1 protein-coding gene and 1 pseudogene are annotated in these 548 nt (G+C 40.3%); one reads left to right on the plus strand and one right to left on the minus strand.

All coding sequences use genetic code 11. The annotated features are described in order from the left end of the window. Nucleotides 1–148: response regulator (locus AC5O77_RS22460; protein ID WP_494507254.1), on the minus strand; the 148-nt coding region annotated here is incomplete at its 3' end. A 295-nt stretch (nucleotides 149–443) separates the two neighbouring features. On the opposite strand from AC5O77_RS22460, the pseudogene yecU reads away from it, so the two are divergent. After that, nucleotides 444–548: pseudogene (gene yecU / locus AC5O77_RS22465) on the plus strand (protein YecU); the annotation flags it as partial.

Raw genomic sequence — 548 nt, forward strand, 5'->3', positions numbered from 1 at the left:
CGTCAACGGCATTTGTCCGGCACCACTTAACGGCGTCTTCACCGCACGATGCCTCACCGACGACTTTTATACCCTTTATATCTTCCAGAATGCGTCGTATCCCTGCGCGCACCAGTTCGTGGTCATCAACAAGTAGAACGTTGATCAAAGGAATATCTCCAGAAATAGGGATAACGCTACTGATAGTTAGTCATTCGTATATTAGCGGTTTTTATTGCAACTTTGAAACGTTAAAAATGGTGGGTATTCGATTTTTCTCTCGTTTTTGTAAATTCGATTGTCCACAGTTATGGTCACGCCCGTCACCAACGGCTTCCGGGATCGTTTCACAGTAAGCCCGGCGATGAAATGTGACAAAAATTGACTTTATTCAGCAAAAATGAAAATCAGCCCGCTGAATATGTAACATTAATTAACCCGAACAATACGGGCAAAAAACATTCATGATAAAAATATTTATTGGTCATTATATTAACGTATTTTATAGCACTGCCGATATCACGCTCAAAAAACAACCACTGCTATTTTTAGCAAAGCTTATGGTATAC

The organism is Stenotrophomonas sp. INTA L402-1 (assembly GCF_059295135.1).